Source organism: Streptomyces sp. NPDC014894 (assembly GCF_043080985.1).
GTDB lineage: Bacteria > Actinomycetota > Actinomycetes > Streptomycetales > Streptomycetaceae > Streptomyces.
In genome coordinates, this window is sequence record NZ_JBIBWD010000001.1 from 59,809 (window position 1) to 86,802 (window position 26,994).

Genomic DNA, 26,994 nt, shown 5'->3' on the forward strand with positions numbered 1-26,994 from the left:
CCCACGGTCCCCAGCTTCGTCCAGACGAAAGAGACTCCCCCGGATGCGGAAGATACTCATTGTCGGAGCCGGTCAGTCCGGTCTCCAGCTCGCCCTCGGCCTCCAGTCGAAGGGCTACGAGGTCACACTGATGTCCAATCGCACGGCCGAGGAGATCCGCTCCGGCCGTGTGATGTCCACGCAGTGCATGTTCCACACCGCCCTCCAGCACGAGCGCGATCTCGGCGTCAACTTCTGGGAGTCCCAGGCCCCGAAGATCGAGGGGCTCGGCGTCTCCGTCGCCGGTCCCGAGTCCCAGCGGCTGATCGACTGGGTCGGCAAGCTCGACGGCCACGCCCAGTCCGTCGACCAGCGGGTGAAGATGGCCGGCTGGATGGAGACCTTCGCCCAGCGCGGCGGTCAGCTGGTCATCCACGGTGCGGCAGTCGGCGACCTGGACTTCTTCGCGCGCACCTATGACCTGGTCATGGTCTCGGCGGGCAAGGGCGAGCTGGTCTCCATGTTCGGCCGGGACGCCTCCCGCTCCCCGTACGACGCCCCGCAGCGCGCCCTCGCCGTCGCCTATGTGCACGGGATGGGCCCGCGCCCCGAGCACCCCGAGTTCGACGCGGTCCGCTGCAATCTGGTGCCCGGCGTCGGCGAGCTGTTCGTCATGCCGACCTTCACCACCTCCGGCCGTGCCGACATCCTCTTCTGGGAGGGCGTGCCCGGCGGTCCGCTGGACGTCTTCCAGGGGATCAAGGACCCGTCGGAGCACCTGAAGCTCACCCTGGAGCTGCTGGAACGTTTCCTCCCTTGGGAGTACGCGCGTGCCTCCAAGGTCGAGCTGACCGACGCGGGCGGCACCCTGGCCGGACGGTACGCCCCGACCGTGCGCAAGCCGATCGGCCGGCTGCCCGGCGGCGGGCTGGTGCTCGGCGTCGCGGACGTGGTCGTCGCCAACGACCCGATCACCGGACAGGGCTCGAACTCCGCCTCCAAGTGCGCGGCCTCCTATCTGGCCTCGATCGTGGAGCACGGCGACCGGGAGTTCGACGGCGCGTGGATGCAGTCCGCGTTCGACCGCTACTGGGAGACCGCGCGGCACGTCACCAAGTGGACCAACGCCATGCTCGCGCCCCCGCCGGAGCACGTGCTCAATCTGATCGGCGCGGGCAGCCGGCTCCAGCCGGTGGCGGACCGCTTCGCCAACGGCTTCGACAATCCGGCGGACTTCGAGAACTTCTTCTACGAGCCGGCTCTCTCCGAGGCCTATCTCGCCGAGGTCGCCGCGTCGGCGGGCGCGCCCGCGTCCGAGTAGCCGGTGTCGTCTCCCGCCGCCGCGCCCTCGGGCAGCGCCGGCGGGAGATAGCCGCCCTCGGGCAGCACCACGCCGTCCGGGTCCGGCCGGACCGCGCCCAGCAGCGGATTGGCGGCGAGGGGGGAGACCTTCACGGTCGCCCCCGGGCGGGGGGCCTGGATCACCAGACCGTCGCCCAGATAGATCGCCACATGGGTCGCGCCGGGGAAGTAGACCACCAGATCGCCCGGGCGCAGCGCGCTCAGCGGGATGCGCGGCAGCCGGGCCCACTGCTCCTGGCTGGTGCGCGGGATCCGGCGCCCGGCCGCCGCCCACGCCTGTGAGGTCAGCCCGGAGCAGTCGTACGACCAGGGGCCCTCGGCCCCCCACACATACGGCTTGCCGATCTGCTCGACGGCGTATCGCACGGCCTTCGCGCCTTGGGCGGTCGGGCGGCTCACGGCGGCGGCGGGGGAGCCCGGGGTCATGACCCGGTCCCGGACGCCGGGCGAGGTCAGCCGGGCGATCTCGGCGGCGGAGAGGGAGGCGAGCACCTTCTCGACCTCGCGCAGCCGCCGCGCGGCGGTGTCGTGGGCCCGCCGCTGCCGCTGGGCGAGGTCGCGCTCGCGGTCGAGCGCGGTCCTGGCGGTCCGGTCGAGCGCGGCGGCCCGCGCGGCCCGTCTCTCCAGCCGGGCGGTGGTGGTCGCCCGGTGGGCGGCGGCGCGCTCCATCAGATGGGCCTCGGCGAACGCCTTCTCGGGGCGGTGGGCGAGGAGCACCCGCAGCAGCGCGGACAGCTCGGACCGGCCCTGGTACTGCTCGCGGGCGAGCCGTCCCGCCGCCGCCCTGCTCTCCGCCAGCGCCTCCCGCGCCCGGGCCAGCTCCCGGCCCAGCCGCCCGGTCCGGTCCCGCTGGGCATCGAGCCGCCGGACGGCCTCGCCGTGGGCGACACCGGCCTCCTCGGCCCGGAGGTAGAGCGCGCGCAGCCGGTTCAGCGCCTCGGGCACGGCCCGCGACCCGCCCGCGCCCGCCGGAACGTCCCCGCCGCCCGGGTCGTCCGTACCCGTCGGGTCCTCCGCGTCTCCCGCCGTGGGGGCCGTGCCCGTCCCGCTGTACGGGGCTGCCGTGCCGGGTCCGCCGGGGGCCCCGGCCGGGGCGGGCGTAAGGAGTGCGCCGGGCGCGGGCGCCGGGACGGGGGCCGGGACCGCCGGGTCCGTCGCCGTGCGCGCGCTCGCGGCGAAGGCGGCGGCGGGCGGCGGGGCGAGGGTGAGCGCCGTCGCCGTCACCAGCGCCGCCGTGCACACCGTACGCAGCAATCGGCCTGACACCTCATCACCTCCGGTCGCCGGGCGGCCGTTCCGCCCCGCGCACCGATCGTGCGCGGGCGCGAGCCGGGCCGCCCGGCGGGTGACCGGATCGGCGCAACGCGCTCACTCGTGGCGGCGGACTCCGCCGGCTCTACGGCGTGTCGGCTCGTGGGCCGCCCGGTTTCGACCACGGCCACTTCAGCTCGCGCGGCTCCCGGCCCTCGGGGGCGTAGACGTACTTCCACCCCCGCTGGAGGCCGAGCCGCTTGGTCTGGCCGTGCGGCTCGCGCCGGTACGCGTACGTCGTCGGCGGCCCGCCGCCCTCGGCCGGGACGGGGATCTCGTACCACTTCGGGGGGTGCCCGGTCGCGCCGACGAGCACGGGCAGCACGCGGCCGTCCATCGGACCGCCGACGAAGAGGGTGTTCTCAGCTCTCACACCGGCCAGTCTCGCCCAGCCCGGCCCCGGGCCTCCCACCGGGCACGCCCCGCCGCGCCGGCCGGCCGGCCGCACCGCCCTCGGGGCAGACCACGTCGAGATACTCCGCGAGCGCGTCCCGGTTGCGGGTCAGGCACTCGATGCGCCGGGTCATCCGGTCGCGTTCGCGGGACAGGGTGGCGATCATCTCCGGGGTGGCGTCCGGGAAGTGGATGACGCGGGGCTTGTTCAGACAGGGCAGGATCTGTTTGATGATCCGGGTCGGCAGCCCCGCGTCCAGCAGCCCTCTGATCCGGAGGACCCGGTCGACACCATGGCCGCCCGCTTTCTCGCCGGGTGGCCGCCGGACTGGTCTGGGCGCTGCCGGCCGGATACGCCCGCCGGCTCGCCCCCGACCGGCTCCGGGGCAAGGCGGTCGCGGTCGTGATGGCGGGGATCCCCGTCGCCCTGGCCCTGGGCGTGCCCGGCGGCGCGCTCCTCGGCGGCTGGGCCGGCCGGCGGGCCGTCTTCTCGGCGGTCACGGTCGTCGCCGTCGTGCTGATCGGCTGGATCGCGCTGACGGTCCCCGACCTCCCCGGCGGGCCGCGCGGCGGGCGGATCCCGATCCGGCGGACCCTCGCCGTGCCCGGCGTCGTACCGGTCCTCTTCGTCACCCTGGCCTTCGTCCTGGCCCCCACCGTCCTGCACACCTGTCTCGCGGCCTTCCTCGGCCGGCGCGGCATGGCCGGCTCCATCGATCTGGTGCTGCCGGCCTTCGGCGCGGCCTCGCTCCTGAGCGTCTGGGTCGTCGGCGCCCACATCGACCGCAGACCGCGCGGACTCGTCCTGGCGAGCGCCGCGCTGTTCGCCTCGGCGGCCGCGATCCTCGCGACGGGCTCCGGCGGGCCCGGGGCGGTGTACACGGCGGCGGTGCTGTGAGGGCTCGGCTTCGGGGGCGCGCCCACCCTGGTGCAGAGCGCCGTCGCCGACGCGGGCGGCCCGGCGGCGGACACCGCGCGGGCCGTGCTGGTGACGCTCTGGAACGCGGCCATGGCCGGGGGCGCGGTCGCCGGGGCGCCGCTGCTGCGGCTGCTCGGGCCGGTCTCCTTCCCCTGGAGCGTCCTCGCCCTGCTGTTCCCGGTGCTCGCCGTGGTGTTCGGCGCGCGCGTCCACGGCTTCCCGGCCCGCCGCCGCCCCGCCGCCGGGAGCGCGCCGTGAGCCGGCCGGAGGTCCCGGCGAGGTGATCACCGGGCGGTGAGCCTTCTCGCCCCGGCGGGCGCTGTGACAGGGTGGGAGCCATGTCTTCGCTACCCGACGGACGCGTCGTCCCGCCCCCGCACGCCGATGAACGCGCCATGCTGGAAGCCTGGTTGGACCTGCACCGCGAGACGCTCGTCCTGAAGTGCTCGGGTCTCGACGACGAGCGGCTGCGGCTCGCCTCGGCCGAGCCGTCGACGCTCACCCTGCTGGGGCTGCTCCAGCACATGGCCTTCGTCGAGCGGAACTGGTTCCAGTCGGTGTTCGCCGGGGAGGAGGCCCCCGAGCTGTACGGGGGGCGGGCCGCCGAGGGCGGTCTCGCCTTCGGCCAGGACCAGGGCTTCGACGAGGTGCTGGCCGTCTGGCGCGCCGAGGTGGCCCGCAGCCGCGAACTGAGCGCCGCCGCCGCCTCGCTGGACGAGACCGGCGCGATCGACGGGAAGTCGGCGGCGTACGTGGGGGATTCGACGGTCTCCCTGCGCTGGATCCTCGTTCATGTGATCGGGGAGTACGCGCGGCACAACGGGCACGCGGATCTGCTCAGGGAGCGCATCGACGGCGCCACCGGCTTCTGACCGTACGAGGACCCCGCCCGGTCCGCGTCCGGTCCGGCCCGGACGGCTTCGGGGCGGGCGCGGCGCTACGGCGCTTCGGCCGCGTCCCGCAGCGCAGAGCGGACCCCGCGCGCCAGCCGCGCCGCCCGGCCGTCCCCGCGCTCCCGGGCGATCAGCCCGCCGACGGTCGCCGCCGTCTCCGGATCCGTCGCCGCCGAGGCCGCCAGCAGGGCCAGCAGATGGTCGATCAGCCAGTCCCGCAGCTCCGGCGCGGCCGGCCGCTTGTTCTCGTCCAGCCAGATCAGCGAGGCCGCCTCCACCGCCGCGATCCAGGTGCGGACCAGCATCCGCAGCCGGGGACCCGGCCCGTCCGCGCCCAGCTGCACCAGGATCTGATCGGCCGCCGCCCGGCGGACCTCGTCCACGATCGCGGTCGTACGGGAGGTCTCCGCCACGCTCCCGCCGCGCAGCAGCGCGCTGAATCCGGTGTCCCGGTCGGCCACGAAGGCGAGATACCGGTCGAGCAGCGTCGCCAGCCGCTCGGTGGGCGGCGGTCCCGACGGCGGCTCGGTCAGACATCGCCGCAGCTCGTCGGCGGCCGACCGCAGGGCGGACTCGTACAACTGCTGCTTACCGCCCGGGAAGTAGCGGTAGACGAGCGGGCGCGACACGCCCGCCGCCTCCGCCACGTCGTCCAGCGAGACCTCCTCCGGCGGCAGATGCGCGAACAGCCGCAGCGCGGCTGCCAGGAGCTGCCCACGGCGTTCCTCGACGCTCAGCCGTCGGTACGCGCGGGGTGCGGCGGGGGCGGGAGTCGTCATACGCAGAGCGTAGGCCCTGCCTCCCGCGTTCCCGTCGCCCCGCGCGGGCCCTACGCGAGCAGACCGGAGCTGCGCCACAGCCGGCGGCCGACGCCGTTCAGCACCCCGATGTCGTCGAGGAAGTCCGTCAGCCGCCGGGCTCCCGAGCGCATCACCTCGCGGCGGTGGCCGGAGGCGCGGACCTGGGCGACGGCCACGCGCCGGTCGAGGCCGACGTCCTCGTACACCCGGGGGTTGACGAAGCAGACGGAGAACACCCGGGCCGCCTCGCCGCAGCTGATCCGGGTCAGTTCGCGCTCCCAGCGGGGGGCGGTCGCCATCTGGCGGCGCAGCTCCTCGCGGGCGTAGCGGACGTGCCGGGCCTCCTCCACGACATGGATCCGGGTCACGCCCCGGACCAGCGGCTGGACCCGCTCGTCGGGGAAGGTCAGTCGCTGCATCCAGTCGAGGATCTCCTCGCCGAGCAGGGTGGCCGCGAAGGAGCCGGGGGTGGTGGAGACGGTCTTCAGCACCCGGGCCGCGTTGTGATGGACGCGGGGCACCGGGTACGAGGGTGTGCCGCCGCGCTCGATCATGCGGGCGAACATCATCGAGTGGCGGCACTCGTCGGCGATCTCGGTGAGTGCGTAGCGGACATGACTGCTGGTCACCGGCTTGTCGTAGATGTGGCGGGCCAGCAGCTGCATCAGGATGATCTCGAACCAGATGCCGAGCGAGGCGAGCGAGGCGGCCTCGTGCCGGGCCAGGTCCTTGCGCCGCTCCTCGGACATGGTCCGCCAGAGGGGGGTGTCGTAGAGCGACACCAGCTCCGGCGGCCAGAACCACTTGGCGTCGTCGAAGGGCGCGTCCCAGTCGAGTTCGGCGTCGGGGTCGCAGGAGTGCCGGGCGGAGGCCTCCAGGAGTCGCCGGGCGACCTGTTCGCGGTCGCGGAGGGGGCCGAGCGCGTCGCGGAGCAGGCGTATGTCCGGTTCGTCGGCGGTCGTCATGGCGGGGCACCTCGCGGAGGGTCATCGGACGGTCCGCCCGGCCCGGCGTGGCGGCCGGGCGGGCCCGGAGCGGTCCGCGCCCCGGGCACCCCTTATGAGACTCCTTGTCAGCAAGCGCGTCAACACCCCCCGCCGGAACAGCCGTCGGCGCGGCTCGGGAGCCCGGGGGTCAGCGCCCGGCGACCCGTGCGAGGAAGTCGCCCACCAGCTCCGCCACCGCCTCGGGCTCCTCCAGCAGCAGCGCGTGGGTGGCGTCGATCTCCACGACCTCCGCCCGCTCCCGCTCCTTCGTGAGCAGGGCCAGCTCCTCGTCCAGGTCCCGCGCGAACTCCGCGAGCAGCGCGTCGAACCACTCCATGCCGGGCGTCGGCGGCTGCGGCCGCCGGGCCCGCACCACCAGCAGCGGGCACGGGGCCCGGCGCAGCAGCGGGACGGCGTCCAGCGCGTCCAGGGCGTCCAGCATCTCCAGCGCGGCCGTCCGCTCGGGGAGCGTCTGCCACCGGCCGTCGGGGAGCGGGCGCACCGTGCCGAGGGCGGCGGCGCGGGCCCGTTCGGCCGGAACGCCGAACAGCTCCGCGTACGCGGTCTGCCGCTCGATGTATCCGGCGTCCTGGACGGCCCCGGCCGCCGCCCGGCCCATCTCCCGTACCCGCGCCGCGTCCGGGTACCGGCCGGGGCGGCCCCAGCCGAAGCCGTCCAGGTTCACGGCGGCGGGGGTGACGCCGGGGTGCGTCTCGGCGTACCGGACGGCGATCAGCCCGCCGAGCGAGTGCCCGGCGAGGGCGGCCCCGGGCAGGCCCAGCCCGTCGAGTGCGTCCTCGATGTCGTCGAGCACGCCGTCGACGGTCCAGGGGGAGCGGCCCGGGGAGCCGCCGTGGCCGGGGAGGTCGGCGGCGAGCACGCGATGGCGGGCGGTGAGCCGCCGGGCGGCGGCGTCCCAGTCGGCGCGGGAGCGGCCCGCGCCGTGCAGCAGGAGCAGGGGAGGGCCGTCGCCCCCGTGGTCGTGGAGTGCGAGCGAGGTCATGGCTCCCACCGTAGGTCCGGTGCTCCGCCCGAAGATCGTCCTGCGGAAGGACGGAAAAGAGCCTCTTCCCGGACGACAATGGATGTACGGCGTCTTCCCGTTCCGGGAGCATGGCAGCCATGACCACGACCGTGACCCACGCCGACCGCGCCGCCGCCCGCCGCAGTCTTCAGGGGCTCGCCCTGGGCGACGCCTTCGGGGAGCGCTGGTTCCCGCTCTTCCGCGACCGCGACCGGGCGTTCGACGAGATCAGGGCCCGGCGCACCCCCGAGGAGCCCGACTGGCACTGGACCGACGACACCGCGATGGCGCTGGCGGTCCATCAGGTGCTGGTGCGCTGCGGCGAGATCGACCAGGACCGGCTGGCCGCCTCCTTCGCCCGCGCCTACGACGCCGATCCGACGCGCGGCTACGGCCAGGGCATGCGCCTGCTGCTGCCCCGGCTGCTGGAGGAGCCCGGGAGCTGGCGGGCGCGCGCTCCCGAGCTGTTCGACGGCGGCAGCTTCGGCAATGGCGCGGCGATGCGGGTGGCCCCGCTGGGCGCGTGGTTCTCCGCCGATCTGGACCGGGTCGTGGAGCAGGCCGCGCGCTCGGCCCGGGTCACCCACGCCCATCCGGAGGGCGTCGCGGGCGCGGTGGCGGTGGCGGTGGCGGCGGCCCTGGCGACCCGGGGGGAGCTGTCGGTCGGCGCGGTCGCCGACCGCACCCCGCCCGGCGTCGTCCGCGACGGGCTGCGCCGCGCGGCGGAGCTGTCGTTCGCCACCGAGCCGGGGCGGGCCTCCGACGTCCTCGGCAACGGCGGCCGGATCCGCGCCGACGACACCGTCCCCTTCGCCGTCTGGACCGCCGCCCGTCACCGCGACGATCTGGAGGCCGCCCTCTGGGCCACCGCCTCGGCCTTCGGCGACGTCGACACCACCTGCGCCATCACGGGCGGCATCGTGGCCGCCGCGACCGGCGTCGACGCGGTGCCGCCGGTCTGGCTCGCCCGCCGGGAGCCCCTGCCGCCGGAATGAGCCGACCACCGGGACCCACCGCCAGGACCTCCGCAGCACCCCCGGAACCTCCGGGGCCCGTGCCCGCAGCACCCCCGGGACCTCCCGGGCCCCGCACCCGCAGCACTGCCTGGGCCTCCCGGGGCCCGCACCCGCAGCACCCCCGGGACCTCCCGGGCCCCGCACCCGCAGCACTGCCTGGGCCTCCCGGGGCCCGCGCCCGCAGCACCGCCGGGGTCTCCTGGGTCTCCCGGGGCCCGCACCCGCAAAGCCACGCCCGGGACCTCCCGGGACCTCCCGGGCCCGTGCCCGCCGCACCGCCTGGGCCTCCCGGGTCTCCCGGGCCCGCGTCGCCCGCAGCACTGCCTGAACCTCCCGGGGCCCGCACCCGCAGCACCGCCCGGACCTCCCGGGACCTCCCGGGGCCCGCACCCGCAGCACCGCCGGGGTCTCCTGGGCCTCCCGGGGCCCGCACCCGCAAAGCCACGCCCGCCGGGTCGTCACGCCCGCCGGGCCGTCACGCCCGCCGGGGCGGCCCGGGGCCGGTCCGGGGGCCCGGCCCCCCGGACCGGCCCCGGTCGACCCGGCCGCCCCCGACCACCCCTCCTCACTCCCGCAGCGCCGCCTCCATCACCGCCCGGGCGATCGGGGCCGCGCCCGCCCCGCCCGTGACCCGGCCGCGCACGGCCTCGGCGTCCTCCACGACGACGGCGACCGCGACCTCCGGCTGGACCGATCCGTGCCGCTGGGCCCAGGAGATGAACCAGGCGTACGGGGTGCCGGAGTTGCCCAGCCCGTGCTGGGCGGTGCCGGTCTTCCCGCCGACCGTCGCGCCCTCGATCGCGGCGTTCGCCCCGGTGCCCTCCTCCACCGCCGCCACCATCAGCCGCTGGAGCTGCTGGGCCGTCGACGGGCTCATCGCCTGCCGGTAGGAGCGCTGATGGGCCTGGGCCACGGTGCGGATGCCGCCCCCGGAGATCACCCGGTCCACCAGATAGGGCGTCTTCAGCTCGCCGCCGCCCGCCACCGCCGCCGCCACCATCGCCATCTGGAGCGGGGTCGCCGTGGTGTTGAACTGGCCGATCGAGGACAAAGCCAGCTGGTCCGCCGACATCCGGGCGTCGAAGTTGGACGGGGCCACCGCGGACGGGATCCGCAGACTCCCGTCGTTGAAGCCGAACCGGCGGGCCGCCTCCCGCATCCCGGGCAGCCCGACCCGCACCCCGAGATCCGCCATCACCGTGTTGCAGGACCACTGGACGGCGTACGCCAGCGAGGCGTTCCCGCAGCCGTCCACCGCGTCCGGGAGCGTGGTGCGGGTGCCGGGCAGCACATACGGGTCCGGGGTCCCGGCCGGCGCGTCCGGGTCCCGGACCACCCCCGTGTCCAGCGCCGCCGCCGCCGTCACGATCTTGAAGGCGGAGCCGGGCGGATAGGTCTGCCGGATCGCCCGGTTGAGCATCGGCCGGGTGGGCAGCGCGTTGAGCCGCGCCCACTCCCGCCGTACCGCCCGACCGGTCCCGGAGAGCGCCCCGGGGTCGTACGAGGGGCTGCTGACCAGCGCGAGAATCCGCCCGGTCGACGGCTCCAGGGCGGCTGCCGCGCCCCGTTTGCCGCCGAGCCCCTCGTACGCCGCGCGCTGGGTCGCCGCGTCGAGGGTGGTGACGACGTCGCCGCCGTCCGGCCGCCCCCGGCTCAGCTCGTTCCAGAAGGGGAACGGCGCGAGCAGCGGATCGGTGCCGGAGAGCATGGCGTCCTCGGCGCTCTCCACCAGGCTCGTGCCGTACGTCTGCGAGGAGAAGCCGGTCACCGGCGCGTACAGCGGGCCCTCGGTGTAGGTGCGTTCATAGCGCAGCTGCTGGCCGGAGTCCCTGGAGCCGGTGACGGGCCGGCCGTCGACGAGGATGTCGCCGCGCGGCTCGCCGTACCGGGCGATCACCGAGCGCCGGTTGGCCGGATCGGCGTCCAGCGAGGCGGCCTCGATGATCTGCACCCGGGCCGCGTTGAGCAGCAGCGCGATCAGCAGCCCCGCGCAGAGCGCGGCGGCCCGGCGGGCGTTGCGGATCACCGGGGCTCTCCGGCGGCGAGCACCAGGGAGCCGGCCGGCTCGGGGAGCGGTCTGCGGGCCGAGTCGCTGAGCCGGATCAGCAGCGCCACGATGATCCAGTTGGTCACGACCGAGGAGCCGCCCTGGGCCAGGAACGGCATCGCCATCCCGGTCAGCGGGATCAGCCCGGTCACGCCGCCGGTGATGACGAAGACCTGGAGCGCGACGATGGAGGCGAGCCCGACGGCGAGCAGCCGTCCGAACGGATCGCGCAGGCACAGCCCGCACTTGAAGCCGCGGGCCACCAGCAGCGCGTACAGCAGCAGGATCCCGGTCAGCCCCGCCAGGCCCAGCTCCTCGCCGGCGGTGGCGAGGACGAAGTCCGACTTGGCGGCGAAGCCGATCAGCGCCGAGTGCCCGAGGCCGAGCCCGGCGCCGAGCACGCCGCCCGCGCCGAAGGCGAACAGCGACTGGGCGACCTGGCTCGGTCCCTCGCCCGCCTCGATGCTCGCGAAGGGGTTCAGCCAGTCCTCGACCCGGCCGTGCACATGGGGCTCCAGCGTGCCCACGGCGAAGGCCCCGGCCGCCGCCAGGGTCAGCCCCACCGCGATCCAGCCGGTGCGGCCGGTCGCGACGTACAGCATGACCACGAAGAGCACGAAGAAGAGCAGCGAGGTGCCGAGGTCCCGCTCCAGCACCAGCACGCCCACGCTGATCAGCCAGAAGGCGGCGATCGGGCCGAGCACCCGGCCGGTCGGCAGCTGGAGCCGCCAGAAGCGGCGGCCGGTGACGGCCAGGGTGTGGTGGTTGGCGGCGAGATAGGCGGCGAAGAAGACGGCCAGCAGGATCTTCGCGAACTCGCCCGGCTGGAAGGAGAGTCCGCCGGCCCGGATCCAGATCCGGGCCCCGTTCACCGCCGGGAAGAAGATCGGCACCGTCATCAGCACCAGGGCGGCGGCGACCGAGACGTACGCGTACCGCTGGAGCACCCGGTGGTCGCGCAGGGCGATCACCACGCTGATGAACAGCGCGATCCCGAGCGTGGACCAGACGAGCTGGGCGGGGGCGGCGACCGCGTCCGGGGTCTCCAGGTCGAGCCGGTGGATCAGCACCAGCCCGAGTCCGTTGAGCAGCAGCGCGATGGGCAGCAGCAGCGGATCGGCGAAGGGGGCGCGCAGCCGTACGGCGAGATGCGCGAGGAGGGCGAGCGCGCCCAGTCCCGCGCCGTGGCGCAGCACGTCCTGGGGGACGGCGTGGTCGCGGGAGAGGCCGACGATCGTGTAGCCGAGCACGGAGATGAGGACGGCCCCGGTCAGCAGGGAGAGTTCGACGCCGCGCCGCCCCGGCAGCCGGGGGGCGGGCGGGGGAGCGTCCGCGGCCCTCGTCGTTGCGGTCATGCCACGCAACGTAGCAAGACCGCATGCTTATGTCCCTTATGCGCCCTGTGTCACCTGTGTTGACTGTGCCGGGTGGTGCGCGGCGTGGTGGGCCGCACGGCTCGGGGCCAGATCGACCCGGGCCACCGCGCCCCCGCCCGGCGCGTTCCGGAACACCAGCTCCGCGCCGATCACCGCCGCCTGCCCCGCCGCGATCGTCAGCCCCAGACCGTGCCCCTTGCCGCTGCCGCCCTCGGTGCGGAACCGCGCCGGACCGTGCTCCAGCAGATACGCCGGATAGCCCGGCCCCCGGTCCTCGACCGTCACCACCGGCCCGTCCACGGTCAGCACCACCGGCCCGCCGCCGTGCCGGTGCGCGTTGGCGACCAGATTGCCGAGCACCCGCTCCAGCCGCCGCCGGTCCGTCTCCACGGCCGTGTCCCGCACCACCCGCACCTCGGTCTCGGTCCCCGAGGCCCGCACCACCCGCTCGGCGAGACTCCCCAGCTCGTGCACGTCCAGATCCACCCTCTCCCGGCCCGCGTCGAGCCGGGAGATCTCCAGCAGATCCTCGGTCAGCGTCCGCATCGTCCGCACCCGGTCCCGCACCAGCTCCGTCGGACGCCCCTCCGGCAGCAGCTCGGCCGCCGCCGACAGACCTGTCAGCGGGGTGCGCAGCTCATGGGCGACGTCCGCGGTGAAGCGCTGCTCGCTCAGCAGCTTGTTCTGGAGCGACGACGCCATCGTGTCCAGCGCGCCGGACACCGTCGCCACCTCGTCCTGCGGGCGGGTGGGGTCCTCGGTGCGCGGATCGTTGACCCGCGCGTCCAGATCGCCCGCGCTGATCCGCCGCGCCACCTGCGCGGTCAGATGCAGCCGGCGGGTGACCCGGGTGACGGCGAACGCGCCCACCAGCAGCGTCGCCCCGATGGCCAGCACCGACGAGCCCACGATCGCCCGGTCCAGGCCGGTGATCGTCCGGGCGCTGAGGGTGTAGTCGATCCGTACGGCCAGCGCCCGGCCGTCCGCCGGGCCCGCCGCCCACATCGTCGGACGCGACCGGTGGGTGCTCACCATCGTGCCGCGCTCCCCGCGCAGGGCGAGATCGTGCAGCGCGGCGGGCAGCCCCTCGGGACTCACCCCGGCGTACGGGGGCAGCGGCTCGCCCGCCTCGTACGCCTCGGTGACCTCCCCCAGCCTGCCCAGCGCCTTCTCCCGGGCCCGGTCCACCGTCTGCGTGGTCACCGCCGCGTGCACCAGCGCGCCCAGCAGCGCGGCGAGGGCGCAGCACATCACGGTGATGAAGAGCGCGGCCTTCCAGGTGAGCGTCGCCGTCCAGCGCGGCAGCCGCAGCCTCGGGCGGCTCACCGCTGACCCGCCGGATCCGCGGGCGCGCCGGACGCCCCGGCGCCCGAGGGCCGCTCGCCGGAGCGCGGCTTCACCCGGACGATCTCGTCGCTGGTCTGGAGCATCGCCTGATGTCTGCCGTCCCAGGACCAGACCGTGCGGTACTCGTAGCCCGGGATCCCCGCCGACACCGAGCGCAGGATGATGTCCCGGCCCGCCAGCGCCACGCTCACCAGCTGGTCGGAGGTGGCCATGATCCGCGTCAGCCGGCCCCGCGCGTCCGGCATGTAGCAGCGGACCGCCGTCTGCTGCTCGGGCATGGTGATCCCGATGATCAGCTCCTCCCGGCCGTCCCCGGTCAGATCACGGCGGTGCGGGGTGAGCACCGGACACGCGTCCGGCTTCGTCCCGCAGGTACGGAGCTTCTCCACGGTCTCCTGATAGATCCCGTCGATCCCCGCGCGGGCGCCGGAAGCCGTCCCCTCCTCGGCCCGCAGCACGGCGACCGGATCCAGGGCACGCACCCCGCCGGCGGGCACCTTAACCCCCCGGACCAGCGCCGTGTCCGCCTCCCCGTAGTCGTACGGCGGAGCGGTGACCGGCGGCAGGCCGGGCCACAGCCGCACCGGCCCGGTGGCCGTCGCGGTCGGGCCCGCGCTCTGGAGCCCGCCCGCGTCGCCGCAGCCCGCCAGCGCCGTCGCGGCGACCGCCGTCAGCAGAACGGCGGTGAGCGGTCGGGGCGGGCGCAAGATTCTCCTGGCGGTGCGGTGGTCCGGTGCGGCCCGCCCACCTTATGCGCAGGGACATTTCGCGAACGTTGCGCACCGCCCGCCGGCCCGTGGCGCCGGGCCCCGCGCGTCAACGCTGGTACGGATTGCCACCCTGCGGGCCCTGCTGACCGCCCTGGGACGTGTCCCGGCCGCCGTACGGCGCACCGCCCTGGAAGCCCTGCGCCGGGTTCGGGGACCCCGTCGGCCCCGGTACCGCCGCGCTCTGGGCCAGCAGCCGGTCCGACTCCTCCCGGGTCACCTTCCGCTCCGCGCCGCAGAACGTGCACTGCGTCGCGAACGAGGTCGAGTACGCGAAGAGCGGGACGAAGAACAGCGTGAACTTGCCGACCCTCTTACGGAGCGTGTGCGCGGAGGGGTTGCCGCACGAACCGCACACGAGGGTCAGTATCGCCAGCTGGTGGAGGTACCCCTTGGTACCGAAAATGATCATGCGGTCGGCCTCTCGGTCAGCGCCCGCCGGCACAGGGCCAGCAGCCTCTCGTCCCTCACGATGTCATGGCTGCCGTATCCCCCGTCGATCGCGTTGTGCCGCCGGGCCCGGGACAGCTCGGCGCGCAGCACCCGCTCCGCGCCCTCGGCGCGCTCCGCCGTCGGCCGCCCCGCCGCCCCCGTCCGCTCCGCCAGCCGCTCGGCGATCGGGACCCGGGTGAACGGCACGGCGGCCCAGGACTGGGCCAGCACCCGCCAGGCGGTCTCGGCCGCCCCGGTCACCCGCCACAGCGCCAGCGCCGCGTCCACCCGGGTCCACGGATCGGCCGAGCGCAGCAGGAGTCTCAGCTCGGGGACGGCCGGCCGGGCGGCAAGGCCCATCGTCCCCAGCACCCCGGCCGCCGAGCGGCGGGCCCCGGAGTCCGCCGAGGCGAGCGCCGCCCGCAGCGTCGGCAGCACCGCGCCCGCCTCGCCCTCCACCGCCCACAGCGCCGCCGCCGCCTTCGCCCCGAACGCGCCCGGCGGCCGGCCCGAACGCGCCGCCCGGCCGAGCAGCGCCCGCAGATCCGGTATCGCCTCCCCGGCTGCCGGACCGAACGCGGCGAGCGCCCTGAGCACCAGCTCCACCACCCACTCCCGGCGGTACTCGGGCGCGCCCCGCAGTATCCGCAGCACCTCCGGCACCGCCTCGGACGCCCGCAGCGCGGTGAGCCCGTACAGCAGCGGACCGGCCACGTCGTAGAGCCGGTCGTCCAGCTCGGTCTCGGCCAGCCGGCCGCGCAGCGCCGGGGCGAGGGGGGCCGCCGCCGGGCCCAGATGGTCCAGCACATAGCCGAGATCCTGCGGGGCCTCCGGCAGCTCCAGCATCCGCGCCAGCACCGGCACCGCCCGCGCGTCGCCCGCGCGGGCCAGCGCCGCCACCGCGCTGCCCAGCATCCGGGGGCCGCTCGCCCACTCCTGCACCCAGCAGCCGGGATCGGCGGTCACGAAGTCCGCGAGCGCGTCCGCGGCCGGCGCGGCGAGCCCGAACAGCTCGCCGAGGGCGACGGCGGCGGCGTCCGCGAGCCGGGGCTCCTTGTCGGCGAGCTGCTCCCCGATCAGCCCGACCAGCCCGCCGTACTCCCCGCGCCAGGTGCGCAGCAGACCGCTGCTCATCCGGACGGCGTCGATCCGCTGCCCGGGGTCGGGGCTGGACAGCTGATCGGCCAGCAGCGCCGTCCGGTCCGCGACCCGGTCGCCGAGCCCGGAGTGGAGCGTCCGCAGCAGATCCCCGGTCCAGGGCGCGCCCCGGCCGCCCCGCCCGGCCGCCGGGGCGCCGCCGCCCGGGGCCGCCGGCCGCGCGCGCAGCTCCCGCAGCAGGCCCGTCACCCCCGGCACCACGTCCGGCGGCAGCGACTGCGGCGCGCACCGCGCCAGCTGGGCGAGGGCCGAGAGCCGCAGCCCCGCGTCGTACGCCGCGTGCGTGCCCCAGCCGCCCGGGGCCGCGGGGCGCGTGGGCGGCGCGCCCGTCGGACGCGGCGCGCAGGGCATATGGGCCAGCTCGACCAGCCACTCCACGACCTCGGCGGCGAGCGCGCCGTGCCGCAGCGCTATCCGGCCCGCCGCCTCCACACAGGCGAACCGCACCTCCGGATCCTGCTCGATCTTCAGCCGCTCCCGCAGCAGCCCGAGCACCAGCTCCGGTTCGCCGTGCAGGGCGGCCAGCGCCAGCGGGGCGGTGAGCCGCACGCCCCGGTCGTCGGAGTCGACGAGCGCGAGGAAGACGTCCGCGCCCGCGGTGACCGCCGAGGCCGCCATCGCGTAGTTCGCCGCGTACTCGAAGTCCTCCGCGTCCGGATCGAGTTCGTCGTCGCCGTCCAGATCGATCCCGCCGATGCTGGTCAGCAGCTCGACGATGCCCCCGCGGTCCTGGACCTCGGGATCGGCCGCCAGTTCCAGCAGGAACGGTATGCAGGCCAGCGTCGCGTCGTACACATCGCCCTGGTGGTGCACCGCTCCGTACATCCCGTCGAGGGCGGCCTCGCGCTCCGCCGGATCCTCGGACGCCAGTCCCCTCAGCAGCTCCGGCACATCGTCCGCCGGGCCGTAGGCATGCTCCAGCGCGGCCCAGTCGACCTCGTCCATTCCCCCGAACACGCCGCCCCCTCCCAAGAGCCGTGCGCGCCCTTCCGCGCCCCGAACCGGGCGCCGGCACCGAGCGCTTGGGGAGAGTCTGCACCACCGCTCGAACATCGAGGGGATATTGCCCAGAAGGCCCCACACCTGTTCCCATGGTCGATAGGGTCAGTCGGAGATCGGGGGTTGCGGCATGCCGCGATTAAGGGTGACGCCGGCCCGGGAGAAGGGCCGTTATCGGCTCTATGTCACGCTGCCCGACGGCCGTCACGCGGCCTGGTACGAGAAGTCCGGCGGCGACGGGGATCCGGTGGGGGACCCGCACGACGGCGGCCGGATCAGCCTGGTGCACGAGGCCCGCCGCGAGGAGGTCATCGCCGCGCTCGCGCCCTATCTCACCGGGGACGTCGCCATCGGCCCGCCGCCGGTGCCCACCTCGGCCGATCTCCTCCGCCTCTCGCTCCACCCCGACGACGACCTCGCCCCGAACCGTCCCGGCGAGGCGCTCCTCGGCGAGCTCGCCGGACGGGAGCCGCCCGGCCGGCTCTCCCGGCGCGGCCCGGACCACGCGCGATTCGCCCGGCTCGCGGCCGAGGAGACGATCGGCGGGGAGCTGGACCGGCTGGAGGGCGCGGGCTGGCGCGTGCTGCACTCGGTGCCGCTGCCCGGCGGGGACCGGATCGACCATCTCGCCGTCGGCCCGGGCGGCGTGCTCGCCGTGCACACCCTCCCGGCCCACCGGCTGCGGGTCCGGATCGAGGGCCTGACGGTACGCACCGGCCGCACCGAGCCCGTCCCGCTCCTCCGCCTCACCCGCCGCCGCGCCGAACGGGCCTCCCACGCCCTGGCGGTGGCCGTCGCCCCGGTCCTCGCCGTGGTGGGCGCCGCCCGTCTGGAGCTGCTCTCCCGCCCCGCCGGGGTCCGCGTCCTGAGCGAGCGCGAGATCCCCTCCCTGACCTCCCTCGCCGCGCTCCACAAGCCCGCCGACGTCGACTCGCTCTACGCCGCGGCCCGCGACCGAGGCGCGTGGTCGAAGACCTGAGGCGGGCGCCCGGGGCCGGCCGGCCGGCCCCCCCGGCCCGCGACCGCCGCCCGGGCCGTACCGCTGACGGTCCCGCGTCTTCCGGTCGGATCGTCCGGTCGGCCCGTTGGCGGTCCCGCGTCTTCCGGTCGGATCGCCCGGGCCGTACCGCTGACGGTCCCGCGTCTTCCGGTCGGATCGCCCGGGCCGTACCGCTGACGGTCCCGCGCCTCCCCGCCGGATCGTCCGCCCGGCCCGGATCCTCCTCGGCGGGTCCGGGCCCGGCCGCGCGGCGGTCAGTCGCCGTCGAGGTCCTGGGGCAGCCGCAGCCGGACGACCGTGGTCGCGCCGTGCCGGGTGGTGCGCTGTTCGACCTCGGCCATGAGCCCCGGCTCCACCGGCCGGTAGCCGATCTCGCCCCGCCCGACGGCCATGGCCCGGGGCTCCTCGTCCGGTACGGGCAGGAGCGGCGGCAGCGCGGCGGCGGCCTGGGGCCGCAGCGCCGGGGCGAGCGGCCCGGAGACCACCGGCGCGTCGTCGTCGGGCACCGTCACCACCAGGGCGTGCGGCCGCTCGGCCGGGCCGGTGAACCCGACGACCGCCGCGTCCCGCACGGCGGTGTGACGCAGCTTCCGCCAGGCCCGCGCCCCGCTGTGACGGGTCTGGTACGTCTGGTCGATCCGCTTGATCACCAGCCCCTCGACGCCGATCGCGGGCAGCGATCGGTACCACTCGGCCGCCTCGTCAGGATCCGTGGTCATCGGCACCGCCTGGAGCGGCGGCCCCAGCGGCGCGAGCAGCGCGACCAGCCGTCGCCGCCGCTGCTCGTACGTGAACCCCCGCAGATCCTCCCCGCCCTCCGCGAGCAGATCGAAGGCGGCGTACGAGGCCGGCAGTCGGCGCGCGAGCGAGGGCGCGCGCCCCGGGGCGGCCGTGGCCCGGCGCTGTACGGCGGCGAAGTCCGTACGCCCCTCGGACCACACCACCACCTCGCCGTCGAGCACGGTGCCCTCCGGCAGCGGACCGGCCGCCTCCGCCAGATCCGGGAACGCGGCGGTGACGATCCGCCCGGACCGCGCCTGGAGCACCGACTCCCCGTCCACCCGGAAGATCAGCATCCGGTGGCCGTCGAACTTCGGCTCGTACGCGAGGTTCGCGCCGCGCGGCAGCAGGCTGACCGACTCCGCGCGGGCGACCCGCAGCGGCGGCCGGAGCGGGGAGCCGGCGTGGGCGGGCGGCGGGGTCATGGCAGCGGCCGGGCCCGGCCGGGATCGGTCAGCGGCGCGAGCAGATCGCCGTACCGGTCGAGCCGGGGTGAGAGATCGCCGAGCCGGCAGTCCAGATTCCGGCGGCCCTCCACCTCCTCCCAGGTGAGCGGCGTGGACACGGTCGGCGCGGGGCGGGCCCGCAGGGTGTAGGGGGCGGCGGTGGTCTTGGCGGCGGCGTTCTGGCTGTGGTCGACGAAGACCTTCCCCGGCCGCAGCGCCCGCGCCATCCGGTGCACCACCAGCCGGGGCAGCGCCTCCTCGCCCTCCACGGCCAGCCCCTTCGCGTACGCCGAGACCTCCCCGGACGGCGTCGGCACGATCGGCACCAGCAGATGCAGCCCCTTGGAGCCCGAGGTCTTCGCCCAGGCCTCCAGGCCGTCCGCCGCCAGCCGCTCCCGCAGCCACAGCGCCACCGCGCAGCAGTCCGCGACGGAGGCCGGGGGGCCGGGGTCGAGATCGAAGACCATCCGGTCGGCGACGCCGGGGGTTTCCGCCGTCCACTGCGGAGTGTGGAACTCCACCACCAGGTTCGCCGCCCACATCAGCGACGGCAGATCGTCCACGACCACCTGCCGGGCCCCCGGGTCGTCCGAGTGCGGCACCGGGGCGGTCCGTACCCACGATGGCGTACCGGGCGGCGGATTCTTGGTGAAGAAGAGCTGCCCCCCGGGCCCGTCGGGATACCGCAGGAAGGAGACCGGCCGGTCCCTCAGATGGGGGAGCAGCGCCTCGGCCGTGACGGCGTAGTAGTGCAGCATCTCGCCCTTGGCGGTGCCGGTCGCCGGGTGGATGACCTTGTCGAGATTGCTGAGCGCCAGCCGCCGCCCAGCCACCTCTGTGATCGGCGTCATACGATGAGAATCCCATGAATACCGAAATTTCGGATGAGAGGGACTCATGGTGCGATCCATATGGAACGGGGCCATCTCCTTCGGGCTGGTCAGCATCCCGATCAAGCTGGTGAACGCCACCGAGAACCACTCCGTCTCCTTCCGGCAGATCCACACCGCCGACGGCGGCCGGATCCGCTACCGCAAGGTCTGCGAGCTGGAGGAGAAGGAGATCCCGGCGGCGGAGATCGGCAAGGCGTACGAGGAGGCCGACGGGTCGATGATCCCGATCACGGACGAGGATCTGGCGGCGCTGCCCCTGCCCACGGCGAAGACGATCGAGATCGTGGCCTTCGTCCCCGCGTCCTCCATCGACCCGCTCCAGATGGACGCGGCGTACTACCTCTCCGCCAACGGCGTGCCCGCCGCCAAGCCGTACACCCTGCTGCGCGAGGCCCTGAAGCGGAGCGAGAAGGTGGCGCTGGCGAAGTTCGCCCTGCGGGGGCGGGAGCGGCTGGGCATGCTCCGGGTCGTGGACGATGTGATCGCCATGCACGGGCTGCTCTGGCCCGACGAGATCCGCACCCCCGAGGGGGTGGCCCCCGAGTCCGAGGTCACGGTGCGCGACGCCGAACTCGACCTGGCGGACGCGCTGATGGACACCCTCGGCGAGGTCGACATGGAGTCGCTCCACGACGACTACCGCGAGGCCGTCGAGTCCATGATCGCGGCCAAGGCCGAGGGCGGCGGCGCGCTCCCCGAGACGGCGGGCGCCGAGCGCCCCGGCGGAAAGGTCATCGACCTGATGGCCGCGCTGGAGGGCAGCGTGCGCGCCGCGAAGGAGGCCCGCGGGGGCGACGGCGACCGCGTCGCCGAGGTGACCCCGATCAAGACCCGGAAGAAGGCGGCGTCCGGGACGGGCGCCGGCACGGCCCGGAAGTCCACCTCCAAGCAGTCCTCCACCAAGCGCTCCGCCGCGAAACCCACCGCGAAGTCCACCGTCAAATCCACCTCGAAATCCCCGAAGTCACCCACCGACACCGCCAAACCCCCCTCGAAAAAGCCCCCCGCCAAAAAAACCCCCGCCAAAAAATCCACGTCAAAACACGCCTCCTGACCCCGGCCCCGTTTCCAGCCCCGCGCGGCCACCCTTTCCGGCCCCGTGCGTCCACCCCAGCCCGTCCGGCGTTTGAGGACGGACAGTGAGCCGGTGTGCCCGCCTCCGGACCTGGCGCCCATTTGAGCCCGTCCGGCGCTTGAGGACGAACGGCGAGCCGTTGCCCCCGCACCCAGCTCGGACCCGCGCCCCACCCCCGCCCTGCGTGCCGCGAACTCCCACCCTGTGCCGTCAATCTCAGCCCGTCCGCCGCTTGAGGACGGACGGCGAGCCGTTGCCCCCGCACCCAGCTCGGACCCGCGCCCCACTCCCGCCCTGCGTGCCGCGAACTCCCACCCCGTGCCGTCAATCTCAGCCCGTCCGGCGTTTGAGGACGGACGTCGATCCGGTGTGCCCGCCTCCGGACCTGCACGGCCACCCTTTCCGGCCCCGTGCGTCCACCCCCAGCCCGTCCGGCGTTTGAGGACGGACAGTGAGCCGGTGTGCCCGCCTCCAGACCTGTGCGGCCACCCCAGCCCGTCCGGCGCTTGAGGACGAACCTCCAGCCGATGACCCCGCACCCAGCTCGACCCCCACCCCAAAAACCTTGCACATCACGTAATATTGCAGCCCCTGCACAAACACGACTACCGTCGACCACGTGCCCCCCACCCAACCCCCCGAGCCCCCCGCCGCCCCCGGCGACCCCCACCCCGCCGCCCCCGCCGCCCCCGGCGCCCAAGCACCCCCCCTCGGCCTCCGCGAACGCAAGCGCCGCCACACCCACCGCCTCCTCGCCGCCACCGCGCTGCGGCTGGTCGCGGAGCGCGGGCTCGATCGGGTGACGGTCGAGGACATCAGCGGGGCGGCGGGCCTGTCCGCGCGGACGTTCTTCAACTACTTCGGCTCGAAGGAGGACGCCCTCCTCCTGCCCTACCCGGACCAGGCCGAGCGCGACGCCGAAACCGTCGAACGGGTCCTCGCCGCCCCGCCGGAGACGGACCCCGTGCGCGCGCTCGCCCGGGCCTGGCGGGCGGAGCTGGAGTCCGTCGACGCCGAGCGCGAGGAGTGGCTGACCCGGCTGACGGTGATGACGGACCACCCCTCGCTGATCAGCCGGCTGGTCGCCCTGGAGGCCGAGGACGAACGCCGGCTGGTCGCCGCGGTCGCCCGCCGCATCGGCTGCGCGCCCGAGGACCCCCGCCCGCTGCTGCTGTACTGCGTCGTCGAGGGCGCGATCCGCGCCTGCTTCACCCACTGGCACCGCATCGGCGGCTCCCAGTCCCTCGTCCATCTGGTCGACCGGGCCGTCGACGCGGTCGCCGACGGCCTTCTCACCCACCAGTACCCACCACCGGAGGAGTAGCCCCATGCACACGGACACGGCGATCGTCATCGGCGGCGGCCAGTCGGGCCTCGGCGCCGCCTACGCCCTGCGGAACCAGGGCTTCGCCCCGATCGTCCTGGAGGCGGGCGAGGAACCGGTCGGCTCCTGGCCCCACTACTACGACAGCCTGACCGCCTTCACCCCGCTGCGGATCTTCTCCCTCCCCGGGATGCCCTTCCCCGGCGACCCGGGGCACTTCCCGGCCCGCGACGAGGTGGTCGCCTACTTACGCCGCTACGCCTCCCGGCTGGACTGCGACATCCGCACCGGGCAGCGCGTGGTGTCCGTCGTCGCGGACCGCCGGGGCTATGTGGCCGAGACGGCCGACGGCTCCCGCTTCCACGGGACGGTGGCGGTCGCGGCCACCGGCAACTTCCAGAATCCGCACCGGCCCGAACTGCCGGGCCTCGCCGACTTCACCGGCCGGGTGATCCACTCCAGCGAGTACCGCGCGCCGGGTCCCTTCGCCGGACAGCGGGTGGTCGTGGTCGGCTCGGGCACCTCCGCCGTCCAGATCGCGTACGAGCTGTCCGGCCACGCGCACAGCTCCATCGCCAGCCGCCGCCCGCTCAACTTCTCGACCTGGAAGCTCGGCCCGACCCGGGAGCCGGTCTGGAAGATGGTGGACGCGGTGTGCCGGCTGCCGATCGCCCCGCTGCTGCCGCCCCTGTCGAAGTACAACCACATCCCCGACTTCGACGGCGTCTACCGGACCGCCTTCGACCGGGGCCGGCCGGAGCGCCGGGAGATGTTCACCGGCGCGGAGGGCGGCGAACTGCTCTGGGCCGACGGGACCCGGGAGCGGGTGGACACGATCGTCCTGGGTACGGGGTACCGCCCCGCGCTGGAGTATCTTCGGCCGCTCGGCGCACTGCGCCCGGACGGCACGCCCCGGCAGCGCCACGGCCTCTCCACCAGCCACCCCGGGCTCGCGTATCTCGGGATCGAGGGCCAGCACACGCTGTTCTCCAACGCGCTGTACGGCGTCGGCACGGACGCCGCCCACATCGCCCGCAGTCTCCGCCGCCGTGTGGCCGGATCCCGCCCCGCCCTCCTCCCGCGCCCCCGCACCGCCCGGGAGGCCGCCCGCGTGTGACCGGGCCCGCCCCTCACGACGCGAGGTGATCGCGGGACCCGCGCGGACACCTCGCGACGACGCGACGACGCGACGACGACGACGCGAGCGAACACGACAGCGGCGGCCCGCCGGAGAATTCCGGTGGACCGCCGCCTTGATCGCCGGTTCGACCGGCGGAGTGTGTCTCGCGGTGGCGACTACTTGCCGAGGTAGGCGTTGTAGACGGTCACGTGCGACTTGTTGCCCTTGGTGTCCGTGACGTCGGCGCGCAGGGAGATCCCCTTGCCCTTCGCCGGGTTCTTCAGGCTGACCTTGCCCTTCTTGACGGACACCTTCTTCCAGCTCTTGCCCTGGTCGTAGGAGACCTGGACGGTCAGGGACTTGAGCCCCTTGCCCGCCGCCGGACCCTGGACGATGACGGGCACCGACTGGGTCTTGCCGGCCGCGACCGTGCTGTCCAGGCCCACCTGCGCGCCGAAGCGGGCGGTGGAGAGCTGCACCTGCGAGGTCTTGTTCCCCGCGGGCTTCTTGGAGCGGAAGGTCCAGTTGGCGTCGATCCGGCTGGCCGCCTTGCCGATCTTGGCGTCACGCTTCACGGACGTCGCCAGGGTGTACCCGGCGTCGGCCGCGCCGACCTTGAAGGCCTTCTCGCCGTAGAGCGGGTCGTCGTGCTGGCCGACCTTGGTCTTGCCGCGGTGGAGCGTGGTCTTCACCGAGGAGTAGTCGGACCAGCCGTAGTGACCCGAGCCGTCGCCGAACACCGGCACCGAGCCGACCAGCTCGTTGCCCTTGCGGAAGACGCCGACGTCCTTGCCGACCACGGGGCCGTGCACGCCGGTGTTGAACTTCACCTCGTACGACTTACCGGCCGCGTACTTCTTCGGCACGGTGGTGTGACCCGACGCGTACACGGGCCAGCCGTCCTCGTCCTCGCCCTGGATCTGGCGGTAGTCCAGCTCCCAGTTCGAGTTCGAGTTGGTGGAGACGTACACCGTCCGGTTGCCGGGCACGTTGACCGGGACGCTGGAGGCGACGCTGCCGCCGTCCTTGTGCAGCCGTCCCCAGACCAGCAGTTCGGCCTTCTTGCCCTTGTCCTTGGAGGACGCCCCGAGCCCGGCCTTGATCTTGGCCAGCTCACCGGTCTTGTAGTGCTTGACATGACCGGCCGGGATCTTCTTGACCGTGCCGCCGCTCAGCGTGTTGTACTCGCTGTCGCCGGTCGTCCACTGCCCCGCCCAGGCCTGGGTGAGCGATCCGTCGGTGACCTCCGGACCGAGGTGCGTGGTGTTCACGTCGGAGAAGGAGTTCAGGAAGTAGCCGCTGGAGAGGCCGCCGCCGTTCGAGAACAGCTTCGTGAACTCGAACATCGCGTACGACGTCTTGGCCTTGGCGTTCGGCACCTTCACGTCGACCGGCTTGGCCGTACGCGCGTCGACGGTGACGGCCGTCTTCTTGGTGATGTTCAGCTTGGGCTGGATGACGAGGTCCAGGCCCTTCGACCAGTCCTGCGGGTCGATCGCGGCGAGGCCCTCGAGGATGTACTCGCCCTTGGGCACACGGACCGTCTGGACGCCGGACGGGTCCTGGAGGTCGTACCAGCGGGCCCCGCTCGCACCGGACCCGAAGATGGAGCTGCGCGCGTCGGCCGACGGCTTGCCGTCCCGTCCGATGTGCGTGACGGTCAGGTCGTACGACTCGACCTCGCGGTCGACCGCGGCGGCCGTGCGGACGGTCTGCCCGCCGCCGGTCGCGACGACGGTCGCCGAGTAGGCGCCGTCGACGGTGCCGCCGAGGCGGGTGTCGGCCGTCAGCCGGACGCTCGCCGTGCCGCCGGCCGGGACGGTCACGGTCTTCGCGCCGAGGGTGAAGAAGCCGGCCGGAGCGGGCTTGCCCTTCGGGTCGAGCGCCGAGGCCGTCAGGCTGAGCGTGACGTCCTTGTCGCCCAGGTTGCGGTAGGTGACGTCCTTGGTGACGGGCTTGTCGTCGGTGTGCGGCCACTGCTGCACGCCGAAGCTCACCGAGACCGGCTCGGCGATCACGGTCTGCTTGATGGCCTGGTCGACGGCGATCCGGCCCGAACCCTGCTGGAAGGCGGAGTACTTGCCGTCCTTGGCGGAGCCGGTGAGCGCGCCCTTGATCTGCTCGGGCTTCCACGTCGGGTGCTGCTGCTTGAGCAGCGCCGCCGCGCCGGCCGCGTGCGGGGCGGCCATCGAGGTGCCGGAGATCGTGAGATAGCCCGCGGGCTTCTCGCCGACCTGGCCCGCGATCAGGCTGTCCTTGGCGGAGGCGGCCGTGGTGTCCACGCCGGGGGCGGTGACGTCCGGCTTGATCGCTCCGTCGCCGACCCGGGGGCCGATGCTGGAGAAGTCGGCCAGCTTGTTCTTGTCGTCGACCGCGCCGACGGTCAGCGCGGAGTCCGCGCTGCCCGGGGAGCCGACCGTGCCCGCGCCCGGACCGTCGTTGCCGGAGGAGATGGCGAAGAGCACGCCCTTCTCCGCCGTCACCTTGTTCACATGGGCTTCGAGCGGGTCCACCTCGGGGGTGTCCATGCCGCCGAGGCTCATGTTGATGACGTCCGCGCCCTGCGCCACGGCCCAGTCGATGCCCGCGATGATGCCGGAGTCGTCGCCCGAGCCGTAGTCGTTCAGGACCTTGCCGCTGAGGACCTTGGCCTCCGGGGCGACGCCCTTGTGCTTGCCCGACTTCACCCCGGTGCCCGCCGCGATGGACGCGACGTGGGTGCCGTGTCCGTAGCGGTCCTTGGTGTCGGGGGACGAGGTGAAGTTCGCCGCCCCGATCACCTGGTCCTTGAGGTCCGGGTGGGTGTCGTCGACGCCGGTGTCCAGCACCGCGATCTTGACGCCCTTGCCCTTGTACCCGGCGGTCCAGGCGGCCGGCGTGCCGATCTGCGCCACGCTCTTGTCGAGGTGGGCGCGGCGGACGCCGTCCAGCCACACCGAGCTGATGCCCGCCGCGGCGGCGCGCGCCCCGCCGTCGCCGGGACGGGTCAGCGCCTCCCACAGCTCCGTCGCGTCCTGGCCGGGCGTGGTGACGGCGTCGGCGTTCAGCGTCTTGAGCGTGCGGCGCACCTGCGTGTCGCCCGCGGACCGCACCTCGGCCTTGGCCGCCTGGGCCGAGGCCCCCCGGTAGCTGACGATGACCTTGAGGCCGTCGCGGTACGCCTTGCGGCTCTCCGCCTTGCTCAGCTCGGTGACGTCGAACAGCCGGCGGTCGAGCTTGCCCTCGCTGATCAGCCTGGCGGCGTCGGCGGGAATGACATAGGTGTGGCCGTCGACCGTGCGGGTCTGCACGGGTATGTCCTCACGGCCCTTGGCCCGCTTCAGACCGGTGACCCGGCCCTTGTCGTCCACCAGGACGTGGTCGCCGGTGATCAGGGCGACGCGGTGCTCGCCGCGCCCCGGACCGGTCTTGCCCTGTGCGGCCGCGGCGTAGGCCGAGGCCTGCTGGTCGGCGCGCTCCTCGATCGCCGACGCCGGGCCGGTCATGCCCGCCGTCAGTGCCACGGCGGCAGCCGCGGCGATCGTGGTGACGCACGCTTTGTTCACTT

At 74.6% G+C, this 26,994-nt stretch carries 23 protein-coding genes and 1 pseudogene; 9 read left to right on the forward strand and 15 right to left on the reverse strand.

Features of this window, described 5'->3' with window-relative positions; all coding sequences use genetic code 11:
* The first annotated feature begins 43 nt into the window (after positions 1-43).
* Positions 44-1,300: a styrene monooxygenase/indole monooxygenase family protein gene (locus ACF089_RS00255; protein WP_392019709.1), complete on the forward strand. Its 1,257-nt coding sequence runs from the start codon at positions 44-46 to the stop codon at positions 1,298-1,300.
* On the opposite strand, the gene ACF089_RS00260 is transcribed toward ACF089_RS00255, so the two are convergent.
* From ACF089_RS00260 to ACF089_RS00270, 3 genes and pseudogenes are all read right to left on the reverse strand, one after another.
* On the reverse strand, positions 1,252-2,595 hold the full coding sequence (locus ACF089_RS00260) for an NlpC/P60 family protein (RefSeq protein ID WP_392019712.1): 1,344 nt from the start codon (positions 2,593-2,595) through the stop codon (positions 1,252-1,254). The genes ACF089_RS00255 and ACF089_RS00260 overlap by 49 nt on opposite strands.
* Before the next feature lie 142 nt (positions 2,596-2,737).
* Positions 2,738-3,025, reverse strand: coding sequence for a hypothetical protein (locus ACF089_RS00265; protein ID WP_392019715.1), 288 nt, complete (start codon positions 3,023-3,025; stop codon positions 2,738-2,740).
* Positions 3,015-3,335, reverse strand: a pseudogene (locus tag ACF089_RS00270) (MerR family transcriptional regulator); the annotation flags it as partial. The gene ACF089_RS00265 and the pseudogene ACF089_RS00270, both read right to left, overlap by 11 nt.
* A 26-nt stretch (positions 3,336-3,361) precedes the next feature.
* Here ACF089_RS00270 and ACF089_RS00275 point away from each other — a divergent pair.
* The 3 genes from ACF089_RS00275 (at position 3,362) to ACF089_RS00285 (ending at position 4,836) form a co-directional block, all read left to right on the forward strand.
* Positions 3,362-3,943, forward strand: coding sequence for an MFS transporter (locus ACF089_RS00275; protein WP_392019718.1), 582 nt, complete (start codon positions 3,362-3,364; stop codon positions 3,941-3,943).
* A 30-nt stretch (positions 3,944-3,973) separates the two neighbouring features.
* Positions 3,974-4,222 (forward strand): hypothetical protein, encoded by a 249-nt coding sequence (locus ACF089_RS00280; RefSeq protein ID WP_392019721.1) that lies wholly within the window; start codon positions 3,974-3,976, stop codon positions 4,220-4,222.
* Between the two features lie 80 nt (positions 4,223-4,302).
* Positions 4,303-4,836 (forward strand): DinB family protein, encoded by a 534-nt coding sequence (locus tag ACF089_RS00285; protein WP_392019723.1) that lies wholly within the window; start codon positions 4,303-4,305, stop codon positions 4,834-4,836.
* Positions 4,837-4,901: 65 nt separating this feature from the next.
* On the opposite strand, the gene ACF089_RS00290 is transcribed toward ACF089_RS00285, so the two are convergent.
* The 3 genes from ACF089_RS00290 to ACF089_RS00300 form a co-directional block, all read right to left on the reverse strand.
* Positions 4,902-5,636: a TetR/AcrR family transcriptional regulator gene (locus ACF089_RS00290; protein ID WP_392019726.1), complete on the reverse strand. Its 735-nt coding sequence runs from the start codon at positions 5,634-5,636 to the stop codon at positions 4,902-4,904.
* 50 nt (positions 5,637-5,686) lie between these two features.
* Positions 5,687-6,622, reverse strand: a complete 936-nt coding sequence (locus ACF089_RS00295) for a diiron oxygenase (RefSeq protein WP_392019729.1) — start codon at positions 6,620-6,622, stop codon at positions 5,687-5,689.
* Between the two features lie 169 nt (positions 6,623-6,791).
* Complete coding sequence (locus ACF089_RS00300; RefSeq protein WP_392019732.1) at positions 6,792-7,646, reverse strand: alpha/beta fold hydrolase; 855 nt, start codon at positions 7,644-7,646, stop codon at positions 6,792-6,794.
* A 119-nt stretch (positions 7,647-7,765) separates the two neighbouring features.
* Between ACF089_RS00300 and ACF089_RS00305 the strand changes: the two genes are divergently transcribed.
* Positions 7,766-8,662: an ADP-ribosylglycohydrolase family protein gene (locus ACF089_RS00305; RefSeq protein ID WP_392019735.1), complete on the forward strand. Its 897-nt coding sequence runs from the start codon at positions 7,766-7,768 to the stop codon at positions 8,660-8,662.
* Positions 8,663-9,248: 586 nt separating this feature from the next.
* Here the strand turns inward: ACF089_RS00305 and ACF089_RS00310 are convergent.
* The 6 genes from ACF089_RS00310 to ACF089_RS00335 all read right to left on the reverse strand — a co-directional run bounded on the left by ACF089_RS00310 (position 9,249) and on the right by ACF089_RS00335 (position 16,767).
* Entirely contained in the window at positions 9,249-10,709 is a 1,461-nt protein-coding gene (locus ACF089_RS00310) for a penicillin-binding transpeptidase domain-containing protein (RefSeq protein ID WP_392019738.1), read from the reverse strand.
* Entirely contained in the window at positions 10,706-12,085 is a 1,380-nt protein-coding gene (locus ACF089_RS00315; protein ID WP_392019740.1) for an FtsW/RodA/SpoVE family cell cycle protein, read from the reverse strand. Before ACF089_RS00315 ends, ACF089_RS00310 begins: the two co-directional genes overlap by 4 nt.
* Positions 12,086-12,121: 36 nt before the next feature.
* Positions 12,122-13,357, reverse strand: coding sequence for an ATP-binding protein (locus ACF089_RS00320; protein ID WP_392021524.1), 1,236 nt, complete (start codon positions 13,355-13,357; stop codon positions 12,122-12,124).
* 71 nt (positions 13,358-13,428) lie between these two features.
* Positions 13,429-14,160: a hypothetical protein gene (locus ACF089_RS00325; RefSeq protein WP_392019742.1), complete on the reverse strand. Its 732-nt coding sequence runs from the start codon at positions 14,158-14,160 to the stop codon at positions 13,429-13,431.
* A gap of 109 nt (positions 14,161-14,269) precedes the next feature.
* Positions 14,270-14,632 (reverse strand): zinc-ribbon domain-containing protein, encoded by a 363-nt coding sequence (locus ACF089_RS00330; RefSeq protein ID WP_392019745.1) that lies wholly within the window; start codon positions 14,630-14,632, stop codon positions 14,270-14,272.
* A complete protein-coding gene (locus tag ACF089_RS00335) occupies positions 14,629-16,767 on the reverse strand; it encodes a PBS lyase (RefSeq protein WP_392019748.1) in 2,139 nt (712 codons plus the stop codon). Before ACF089_RS00335 ends, ACF089_RS00330 begins: the two co-directional genes overlap by 4 nt.
* A 172-nt stretch (positions 16,768-16,939) precedes the next feature.
* On the opposite strand from ACF089_RS00335, the gene ACF089_RS00340 reads away from it, so the two are divergent.
* Positions 16,940-17,788, forward strand: a complete 849-nt coding sequence (locus ACF089_RS00340; RefSeq protein WP_392019751.1) for a nuclease-related domain-containing protein — start codon at positions 16,940-16,942, stop codon at positions 17,786-17,788.
* Positions 17,789-18,063: 275 nt separating this feature from the next.
* Here the strand turns inward: ACF089_RS00340 and ACF089_RS00345 are convergent, their stop codons facing one another.
* Positions 18,064-19,014, reverse strand: a complete 951-nt coding sequence (locus ACF089_RS00345; protein WP_392019754.1) for an ATP-dependent DNA ligase — start codon at positions 19,012-19,014, stop codon at positions 18,064-18,066.
* Positions 19,011-19,886: a non-homologous end-joining DNA ligase gene (gene ligD, locus ACF089_RS00350; RefSeq protein ID WP_392019757.1), complete on the reverse strand. Its 876-nt coding sequence runs from the start codon at positions 19,884-19,886 to the stop codon at positions 19,011-19,013. Before ligD ends, ACF089_RS00345 begins: the two co-directional genes overlap by 4 nt.
* Before the next feature lie 49 nt (positions 19,887-19,935).
* Here ligD and ACF089_RS00355 point away from each other — a divergent pair, with 49 nt between their 5' ends.
* From ACF089_RS00355 to ACF089_RS00365, 3 genes are all read left to right on the forward strand, one after another.
* Positions 19,936-20,982 carry a Ku protein gene (locus tag ACF089_RS00355; RefSeq protein ID WP_392021527.1) on the forward strand — a complete coding sequence of 349 codons (1,047 nt, stop codon included), beginning with the start codon at positions 19,936-19,938 and terminating at the stop codon, positions 20,980-20,982.
* 640 nt (positions 20,983-21,622) lie between these two features.
* Positions 21,623-22,327, forward strand: a complete 705-nt coding sequence (locus tag ACF089_RS00360) for a TetR/AcrR family transcriptional regulator (protein WP_392019759.1) — start codon at positions 21,623-21,625, stop codon at positions 22,325-22,327.
* A gap of 4 nt (positions 22,328-22,331) precedes the next feature.
* Positions 22,332-23,444, forward strand: coding sequence for a flavin-containing monooxygenase (locus ACF089_RS00365; RefSeq protein WP_392019761.1), 1,113 nt, complete (start codon positions 22,332-22,334; stop codon positions 23,442-23,444).
* Positions 23,445-23,623: 179 nt separating this feature from the next.
* On the opposite strand, the gene ACF089_RS00370 is transcribed toward ACF089_RS00365, so the two are convergent.
* The gene (locus ACF089_RS00370; protein WP_392019765.1) at positions 23,624-26,992 is read right to left on the reverse strand and encodes a S8 family serine peptidase; all 3,369 of its coding nucleotides are present in this window, start codon (positions 26,990-26,992) and stop codon (positions 23,624-23,626) included.
* Positions 26,993-26,994: the final 2 nt, after the last annotated feature.